The sequence below is a fragment of the Corallococcus sp. AB030 genome (genome assembly GCF_003668965.1).
Classification (GTDB): Bacteria; Myxococcota; Myxococcia; order Myxococcales; family Myxococcaceae; genus Corallococcus; species Corallococcus exiguus.
In genome coordinates this window covers 1-418 of sequence record NZ_RAWQ01000517.1, presented here as the reverse complement: position 1 = coordinate 418, position 418 = coordinate 1, and the positions used below count along the sequence as shown (strand labels likewise).

The following is a 418-nucleotide window of genomic DNA, read 5'->3' as shown; positions in this document are numbered from 1 at the left end:
GTGTTGACGATCGTGCTCGGACGCCCCGTGTCCTTTTCGCGCTCAATTTCGCTCTCAGCTATTGATCGAAACGGTTCTTCAAGACGCGCCGCTGTTGCGAGAGCCTCCCTCATCAGATGTTCGCTCGACTTAACTGTATCAAGCGCCTCAGTAACTTCCGGCGGTAGATCGGAGATGGTTTCAAGCCGCTCCTTCGCGTCCCGCAGCAGATCAACTGCGCGCTCGGGATCGTAGAATTGTTGCCGCTGGGCGGCATCGAATGGAGAGAGTTGGTTGTGATCGCCAACCATGATTCTTCTGTTGCCCAGCAATAGCGCGCCGATCAGTTCCGCACCGTTGGCGCGGGCCGCTTCTTCGACGATGACCCAGTCGAATTGATCGCCATCGGCAATCATCTCCTCGATGATGTGCGACGATG

Annotated in this window: 1 protein-coding gene; it reads right to left on the bottom strand. The window is 56.7% G+C overall.

What is annotated here, in order from left to right:
- Positions 1-418, bottom strand: a 418-nt coding sequence (locus D7Y15_RS43870) for an AAA domain-containing protein (RefSeq protein ID WP_199746087.1), incomplete at both ends; no start/stop codon positions are given.